This window comes from bacterium (genome assembly GCA_030647005.1).
Classification (GTDB): domain Bacteria; phylum Patescibacteriota; class Patescibacteriia; order JACPHY01; family JACPHY01; genus JAUSKG01.
This window is the reverse complement of record JAUSKG010000034.1, coordinates 74,421-82,216: the sequence shown is the minus strand read 5'-3', so window position 1 is coordinate 82,216 and position 7,796 is coordinate 74,421. Positions and strand designations below refer to the sequence as shown.

General features: G+C 62.8%; 8 protein-coding genes. 6 read left to right on the top strand and 2 right to left on the bottom strand.

All coding sequences use genetic code 11. The annotated features are described in order from the left end of the window. Positions 1 to 289 precede the first annotated feature (289 nt). The 4 genes from Q7S96_05145 (at position 290) to rpsT (ending at position 2,224) form a co-directional block, all read left to right on the top strand. A complete protein-coding gene (locus Q7S96_05145; protein MDO8463617.1) occupies positions 290 to 574 on the top strand; it encodes a type II toxin-antitoxin system Phd/YefM family antitoxin in 285 nt (94 codons plus the stop codon). Positions 575 to 578: 4 nt separating this feature from the next. Then, positions 579 to 848, top strand: a complete 270-nt coding sequence (locus Q7S96_05140) for a type II toxin-antitoxin system mRNA interferase toxin, RelE/StbE family (GenBank protein MDO8463616.1) — start codon at positions 579 to 581, stop codon at positions 846 to 848. 15 nt (positions 849 to 863) lie between these two features. Then, positions 864 to 1,871 (top strand): DNA recombination protein RmuC, encoded by a 1,008-nt coding sequence (locus Q7S96_05135; GenBank protein MDO8463615.1) that lies wholly within the window; start codon positions 864 to 866, stop codon positions 1,869 to 1,871. A gap of 89 nt (positions 1,872 to 1,960) precedes the next feature. After that, entirely contained in the window at positions 1,961 to 2,224 is a 264-nt protein-coding gene (gene rpsT, locus Q7S96_05130; protein ID MDO8463614.1) for a 30S ribosomal protein S20, read from the top strand. Between the two features lie 49 nt (positions 2,225 to 2,273). Here rpsT and holA read toward each other — a convergent pair whose 3' ends face one another. Next, positions 2,274 to 3,281 carry a DNA polymerase III subunit delta gene (gene holA / locus Q7S96_05125; GenBank protein MDO8463613.1) on the bottom strand — a complete coding sequence of 336 codons (1,008 nt, stop codon included), beginning with the start codon at positions 3,279 to 3,281 and terminating at the stop codon, positions 2,274 to 2,276. Positions 3,282 to 3,372: 91 nt separating this feature from the next. Between holA and Q7S96_05120 the strand changes: the two genes are divergently transcribed. Further along, positions 3,373 to 4,077 (top strand): hypothetical protein, encoded by a 705-nt coding sequence (locus Q7S96_05120; protein MDO8463612.1) that lies wholly within the window; start codon positions 3,373 to 3,375, stop codon positions 4,075 to 4,077. 83 nt (positions 4,078 to 4,160) lie between these two features. Beyond that, a complete protein-coding gene (locus Q7S96_05115) occupies positions 4,161 to 4,550 on the top strand; it encodes a hypothetical protein (protein MDO8463611.1) in 390 nt (129 codons plus the stop codon). 50 nt (positions 4,551 to 4,600) lie between these two features. Here the strand turns inward: Q7S96_05115 and Q7S96_05110 are convergent, their stop codons facing one another. Continuing rightward, entirely contained in the window at positions 4,601 to 7,453 is a 2,853-nt protein-coding gene (locus Q7S96_05110; GenBank protein MDO8463610.1) for a transglycosylase domain-containing protein, read from the bottom strand. Positions 7,454 to 7,796: the final 343 nt, after the last annotated feature.

Here is a 7,796-nt window from a genome sequence, read left to right as displayed (position 1 = left end):
GCTGCCATCCTCGGCGCCTCCGACGATCGCTGGGGTTCGCGCGCCTCGGACCCAGTCAAACCATGAGATTTGTACTTTGATACTTTGATCCCCCACCCTTCTGAAAGGGTGGGGGGTTTCTTGTGTGTTTGTCCTTTTGTCTGTGTCGTGCAGTATGATCCCCGCGCGATGCGCGCGGGGATCATACATGAAGAGGAGAGTGTTTCGTGCATATTGGATCAATACATGTGCTCGCGGCGACGGACGATCCGTGGTATACTTTCTATGAACACGATCATATCTTCCTCCTATGCACCCCTCGATGCCCATCATCGGTATGGCGGACCTCCAGCGTAGCGCAAAGCGCATCCTCGCGCGCGTGAAACGTACAAAGCAGCCACACCTCATCTGCAATCGGAATACGCCGGAAGCACTCTTCATGGCCATTGAAACATACGAACACATGGAGCGAGAACTCCAGTGCCTCCGGGAGGAGCGGCGTATTGCGGGCCGCGTCCGTAAGGCAGAGGATGATATCGCGGCTGGGCGCACGTCTCGCGGTGATCTCGCCGCGTTGCTCAAGAAGCGACGTTGATGGTATGGAGCGCGTCATGCTCGTCTACACGCGCACCTTTCTGAGGGATGCCGCGCGTCTCCCCCACGACATTCGTGCCCGACTCCTCGTCCAGGTGGAGCACCTTCGAAACAATCCCGCAGATGCTCGTCTCCATCACAAAAAACTCCACGGACGACTTGAGGGTCTGGAGAGCTTTCGCATCACGAGGAACTACCGTGTCCTCTATCGGCACCAACAGCAGATGACATATCTCCTGCTCGCGGTTGATGACCGTAAGGATATCTACCGTTGACCTCACCGCGTTTCTATGGAACTCATCCTCATTCTCGCGGCACTCATCGTTGGTTTTGTGGTGGTGCTGTCCGTCGTGGGCAGGCAGCTGCGCGAGCTCAGGGATCATCGGGCGAATGATCAGACCGCGCAGATGCTCAACCAGAACATTCAGGGGATGAACCAGCGTCTCGATGAGACGACGAAGTCGCTCAATGAGCGGTTGGACAAGGCAGCATCATATATTTCGACCGCGATGTCTTCGATGACGAAGACCATGGGCGATGTGGGAAAGGAGCTGGGCGGTGTTGCGGAGATCGGGCAGAATCTCAAGCGGTTCCAGGAGGTGTTGAATGCGCCGAAGCTGCGCGGGAACCTCGGTGAGCACATCCTCGCGGATTCGCTCGCGCAAATTTTTCCGCGCGAGCAGTACACGGTGCAGTATAAGTTTCGCGGCGGCGAGACCGTTGATGCGGTCGTGAAGACCGAGGGCGGCATGATTCCGATTGATTCCAAGTTTCCCCTCGAGCAGTGGCGCAGGGCCGAGCAGTCGGAGGACCCGAAGGAGCGCGAGCAGGCGATGCGGGAGTTTCGACGCGCGGTGAAGAAGCACATCGAGGACATCCGCAAGAAGTACATCCTTACCGAAGAAGGAACGGTGGACTTCGCGGTGATGTACGTTCCGTCGGAGGCGTTATTCTACGATGTCGTGCTCGCGTCCGAGGAGCTCATGGACTACGCGCGCGATCGGAAGGTGCTGCTCTGCTCGCCCAACTCGTTCTTCCATTTTCTCCGATCGGTATTCATGGGGTTGGAACGCGCGCAGTTCGCGAAGCAGGCAGTGCATGTGTGGGAGCGTCTCAAGGGGCTCCAACAGGACCTCGGGAAGTTCGGCGACGCGCTCGGGCTCGTGGATCGGCACCTCACGAACGCGAAGAACGCGATGGATGGTGCGAACACGGCGTACGCGAGGATCAGCGCGAAGGTGGAGCAGGTGGAGGCGTTGGAGCCGCGCGCCGATGTCGAACCGCCGCAGCTCCCGTAGAGGGGTCGTGGTGAGGACTGGTCATTGACAACGTTTACGCGGTGTGCGAGTATGGTGGGAGCACCCCTTTGATTCGTTTCTGTCATCCTATGCCGAATAAACGTAGTGCGGAGAAGGCGGTTCGCCAGAACGTGAGGCGCACCATGCGCAACAAGGCCGTTCGCGATAACATCACCTACCTGCGACGCAAGTTCAAACTCGCGCTCGCATCGGGAGATCGGGCCGTCGCGACGGAGGCGTACCAGCACGCGCAGGTCGCCCTCGATCGGGCGGCGCAGAAGGGCATCCTGAAGGACAATACCGTGTCCCGCCTCAAGTCCCGCGCCGCTACAAAGCTCAAGGCACTGTCGTGAGCGATAGCACAGCACACACCCCCGCAATGCGGGGGTGTTGGTCGTTTCATCACGCGGTCGCATCAAAGCAGAAGAGTTCCAGGAGCGCTGCGCGTGGGGCGCGGGAGGATTTGAGTGTGCGGTCGAGCTCGAGGAGGAGCGGGTAGAGCTTGGCGAGTCGTGCGGGTGATTGTCCGCGTGCCTGCTCGGCGATCTTCTGAGCGACGAACGGTGTGCATCCGAGCGCTGAGGCGAGTGAGGTGGTTGGAGTACCGCGTGCGAGGAGATCTGCCGCCATGATGAGCATGCGGAGTTGGCGCGCGATCATCGTGACGAGGTACTGCGGGTCTGCGTTCGCAGCGAGAAGTCGTTGGAGCTCTATGGCAGCCGCGCGGCGGTCGCCGTGCCCGAGGGCGTCACCGAACGCGAAGATGTTGTCCTCCGTCCCCTGCGCGACGTGCTCGCGCACGAGTGCGGCGGTGATGGTGCCACCGCCCATCATCGCGAGCTTCGCGATCTCGCTCCGCATGCGCCAGAGGTCGCCACCGACGACCGTCGCGAGCGCACGGGCCGCCGTTGCGTCGAGGGTGGCCCCGCATTCCGCGGCGTACGCACGCGCCCACTGCGCGAGCGGCGCACCGGAGAGCGGCATGAACTCCTCCGCGTGCTCCCCACTCCGAAGGAGATCAAAGAGGTCCACACCCTCCGCGCGCTGCTTGCGCGGCTTGGCGGTTGCCTTTTTCGGTTTCGTCTTCCGCGCGGGTTTCTTGGTGTGGCTACAGCCCTCCCAGAAGACAACCGTGACATCCGCGGGAATTTTGGGCAGGAGCGCCATGACCGCATCGCGTACCGCATCGGACTTCGCCGCACCGATGTCCTCCACGACGACCATCCGCTCGCGCACGAGGAACGACTGCGTGGCGACCGCGCTCCACACGTCATCCGCGCTCACCTGCGCGCCATCGAGGAGGACGAGGTTCATCCCCGACGGATCCACCTCGCGCACGAACCGCTCGCGCAGCTCCCGCAACCGTGCACGGGAGCTGAAGGTGTCATCACCGTGGAGGAAGACGAGCATAGGCCTCCAGCATATCGCGCTTGACGTCGGCGCGCGAGGAGGGTATGGTGAGCGCAGCTGTTTTCCATCACCTCCAGAAAGGGAGTGACCCATGGCCAAGCATGAAACGAATGTCGTGCTCTACGTTTCGTCGGATGATCGCATTCCGCAACCCGGCGATGCAGTGCTCATTACCGAGGCAGCGAGCCGCTCATCGTGGTGCATGTTTCGCGGCACGATCGTTGCGGTGTTCGATGCGCTCGCAGACGTTTCCGTGCGCGATGACCTCGTCCGTCCTGTCGCATCGCACGCGGCGCGCACGTGTACCGTGCGGAGTACGTGTGCGTTCAGCGACGATCATAACCCGGTCTACGCGTACCTCGACGGCTCACCGCTCCTCGACGACATCCGCTACCACATCGTTGAGGACGATGTGGAGGATGAGGAAGCAGTCGCCGCACCGGAAGAGCCCACGGCAGCGGAGGAGCTCGCAGCGGCATCGCCGGAGCGCCGCGAGCGTATCATTGCCATCGTACAGCGGTTTCACGACCAAGCACACCAGCTGTACGCGCACTCCTTGGCCATGCTGGACGAGTTCGGTCTTCGACTGCCGCAGCGCCACCGGATAGTGTCCGTACAGATGGCAGCGGTGATTGAAGACCTGCGTGATTTCCGCCAGCAGTTGGCCAGTCACCCGAGCGTGCTCAACTACCCCGAATCCATGGCCGCACTCTTGAGCAAGCTCGATGCGATCATCGAGTGGCCCGCACCCGGATCATCGGACGACGCGGATCCCACAGACGGGCCGCCTCGGTAGTGTGACACCATCGGTCGAGGACGGTACTGTTGATGTCGCTGTTTTTGCGAGTAGGACATTCACCATTCGGAGTAGGAGGCAGCATGGTAGAGGATCGGAAGGGAACGGCAGAGGAGCTCAGCGCACGCTTCGCGAGTATTCGGGAGTTGCTGCGAGAGGCAGTGGAGAGGTCTGCGGAATTCCTCGATGCAACCACCGCGTTGCTCGCTGAGATGCCTGGCGATGTACCCGGTGAGGATGGAGGAGACGAGTATGACCTCGTCGAGAAAGTACGCCGGCTCCTCGTCGTAATGGACGCCCATCACACCGACGTGGCGGGTCAGCTGGCTAGCATCAAGTTCACATCTCTCGATGACGCAGTCGCTCATCGCGTTGTGCAAGCGAAGACGGCGAACCGCCTCGCGCACGAGGAAGCCACCCATGCGCTCGCGTTCCTCAACGCCCTCCGCACGCGCAGTCGTCGCACCACCTGATACGCACGAGACCCACCGCATTGCGGTGGGTCTTCGCTTGGTGGTGCGTGCTACTCGACGGTGATCGTTCGCGCATCGCTCTCGGCGAGGAGCGCGTCGTTCACCGCGTAGAGTCGTGCGCGGAGCGAAACGGTGCCGGATGCCGGTGCGGAGGGCCAGAGGACGCGGATCGTCCCGCTCGCAGGCGGGCGCACGCTCGTGAGGATGACATCGTTCACGAGGATCTCCACGCGGTTCGCGCCAACGGTGGTGCCCGCGGTGAGCTCGAGCGTCATGGGGAAGTCGTGTGCGGCGACGACCGCGTGTGCCGCGGGTGTGCTCCAGGTGAGCGCGATGGGCTCGCGATCGGACGTCACGTCAATGGGTACGACTACCGCGCCACGATTCCCCGCGTCGTCAAACGCGCTGATGGTGAGGTCGTGCCGTCCGCGGTCGGTCACCGCAGGCAGGCGCACGGTCTGGCGGAATACTCCACCGTCCGGTGCGAAGAGCGCGGCTTGGATGCCGTCAATGGCAACGGTCATCTGCGTCACGCCGCGCGGCGCGTTCACGGTCCCGACGACGATGACGGTGCGGCCCGGGACGATAGCGCCGGACATCGGCTCCTGCACGGTGAGCTGCGGGCGGTTTGCCTCCGTGTGGAGATCATCCACCTCGCTCGGTGCCGTACCGAGCGTGATGCCTTCGCGCTGCGCCCACGCCGCGATACCGGCCTCCCACGGCTCGTACATGGGATCATCATTCGGATGCTCCGGCGCCGGACCGCGCGGGTCGTCACGGCGAATGTCGCGGAGGATGGTGTGGAGGTCCTGGAACGTCCGTTCCTCGATGAGCTCCGGCGGTGTCTCGGGAGTGGCGCGCTTGCCGGTTGTGCGATCCACCATCACGCGCTCGATGCTTGGAAGCTCGCCGCGGAGAACGGGCTTGTCCACCTGCTCTGGCTCGGGTTTCGTGAATGCTTCTTTCGGGAGCCCGGGCAGCACCGCGTCGGCGAACGCGCGCCAGATCGGGCCCGCGACGTTCACGCCGTCCGCACTGCCGTGCATCGCCGTGTTGTCGTTGTTGCCGGTCCAGACCCCCCACGCGAGCGATGGCGTGAAACCCATCGCCCACGCATCGCGGAAGTCGTTCGTCGTGCCGGTTTTTGCCGCGACCTCGCGGTCCGTGAACGCGAGCGGTGAGCGCTCGCCAAAGATGAATGCCCGCGCGCTGTTGTCGCTCATGATGGACTGGAGGAGGCGCACCGTTTGCTCGGGGAGCACGCGTTCGCCGTCATCCCCCTCCCACGCGGCGAGCGTCTCGCCGTTCGCGCCTTCCACGGTGAGGATCGCCACCGGCTCGTGTCGCACGCCGTCCGCCGCGAGTGCCGCGTACGCCGCGACGTGTTCCAGGAGCAGTACCTCGCCACCACCGAGCACGAGCGAGAGGCCAAAACGGGAGCGGTCCGCGAGTGTCGAGTAGCCCAGGCGCTCCGCCTGGTCGAGGACGGTATCAATGCCGGTGAGTTCGAGGAGCTTCACTGCGGGGATGTTCAGCGATCCCGCGAGCGCGGTGCGGAGTGTCACAAATCCGTGCTCGCCGCCGTCGTAGTTGTGCGGTTTGTAGTCGCCCACGGACGATGGGAACGTCGTCGCGACATCGGCGAGGAGTGTGTCCGGCGTGTAGCCCTCCGTGAATGCTGTCACGTACACGATGGGCTTGAACGATGATCCCGGCTGGCGCGGGCGGAGCGCCACGTTCACCTGACCATCAATCTCCTCATCGAAGAAATCGCGCGAGCCGACCATCGCGAGAATGTGGCCGTTGTTTGGATCCATCGCGACGAGCGCGGCATTCTCCGCGCCGTAGGCCTGCTCGTTGCGCGCGACACGCGCGGTGATGGCGGCCTCGGCATCCTTGAACATGTCGAGGTCGAGCGTCGTCGTCACACGAAGGCCACCCTGCTCCACCATGCGCGCGCCGAACTGCTCGGTGAGGAGCTCGCGGACGTACATGACGAAGTGCGGCGCGATGATGGGATCACGGCGGGTTTGGACGCGCGCGAGAATGTCCACCGTTTTGGCCGCAGCGGCTTCCTCCTCCGTGATGTACCCGTACCCCACCATGCGGTCGAGAATGAAGTACGACCGATCAACGAGTTCGTCGGTATGGCTCCCGTATGGCGAGTACCGTGTCGGTGCTTTCGGGAGCGCGGCGAGGAGTGCGGATGCAGCAAGGTCGAGCTCCGCAGCGGACTTGCCAAAGTAGGTTTGTGCCGCGGACTCGATGCCGTACGCGCTCGATCCGTACGGGATCTCGTTGAGGTAGAGCGTGAGGATCTCGTCCTTCGTGAACTGCTGTTCGATCTGATACGCGATGAGGAGCTCGCGAAGTTTGCGGCGGTACGTTTTCTCGGGCGTGAGAATGGCGTTCTTCACGAGCTGCTGGGTGATGGTTGATGCACCCTGCACCTTGCCGCCGCCACGAATGTTCGCGAGTACTGCACGAATGAGCGAGGTGGGACGGAACCCGCCATGCGCGTAGAACGCACGGTCCTCGATGGCGACCGTCGCCCACTCCGCGGTGTCGGAGATTTCATCGAGCGAGCGCCATGTGCGCTTCTCCTCACCGTGAATCTCAAAGAGGAGCTCCTCACCCGTGCGATCGTATATTTTTGTGGACTGCGGGACGGCGCGCTCAATGAGTCGCGTGGGGTCCGGCAAATCGCGGGACGCCCACGCAAAGAGCACGGCGAGGAGGAGTGCGCCGGACAGCGTGCCCGCAACCGCGAGCACCGCGAGCACGCGCACGATGCTCCGCGCACGGCGGGCGTTCCGTCGGGCGCGTGCGCTATCGCGCTTGGGTTCGTTGCGCCAGTCCCCGGGCGAGTATGGCCGTCTTGGTCTGGATGTTCGATGGTCCATGTAATGGGTCTCTGTCTCTCCCCCTCTCCATGGTCGCATGGGGAGGGGGAGCTGGAGGGGGAGGGGTTTTGAGAGTGTAGAGAAACTCACCACTACGCGTCATCTCGAGCGGAGCGAAGCGGAGTCGAGAGATCTCGTACGCTCAATTGAGCGAGATTTCTCCGCTCGCTCGTGTACTCGCTCGGTCGAAATGACGATCGAATGAGTATTGCTACGGTCTCAAAATAGTTTTTCTACACTCTCGTTTCGTATGCAATCGAGCGCATGCGTGCCACCCCACCCTCCCTAGCCCACCCACCCCCCGAGTACGCGGAGAGGGAGGGGATAAAACAGTCGTCAGAAC